This window comes from Bacteriovorax sp. DB6_IX (assembly GCF_000447775.1).
Classification (GTDB): Bacteria; Bdellovibrionota; Bacteriovoracia; order Bacteriovoracales; family Bacteriovoracaceae; genus Halobacteriovorax_A.
Genome location: NZ_AUNJ01000295.1, coordinates 1 through 278, shown reverse-complemented (window position 1 = coordinate 278; position 278 = coordinate 1). Strand labels below are relative to the sequence as shown.

The following is a 278-nucleotide window of genomic DNA, read 5'->3' as shown; positions in this document are numbered from 1 at the left end:
ATAATCCAGAATATCACTTATAATTGAACTCAGTTGAAGTGAGCTTTCCATTATATATTGATTAGTTTTCTTCTGATCATTGTCGAGATCAGTATTTGAAAGAATCTCTGCATACCGATAATTCCATTCAACGGAGTTCTTAGTTCATGTGACATATTCGCCAGGAAGAAGCTTTTACTTCGATTGGCCAACATGGCCTCTTCTTTTTGCCTTAAAGAGCATATCACGCTGTCTTTTTAATATCAGAAAGATCCGTCGCAACTCCAAGAAGGCCAACA

General features: G+C 37.1%; 1 protein-coding gene. It reads right to left on the bottom strand.

Annotated elements, in window-relative coordinates; all coding sequences use genetic code 11:
* Positions 1–50: 50 nt before the first annotated feature.
* A complete protein-coding gene (locus tag M901_RS18265) occupies positions 51–155 on the bottom strand; it encodes a hypothetical protein (RefSeq protein WP_369793753.1) in 105 nt (34 codons plus the stop codon).
* Positions 156–278: the final 123 nt, after the last annotated feature.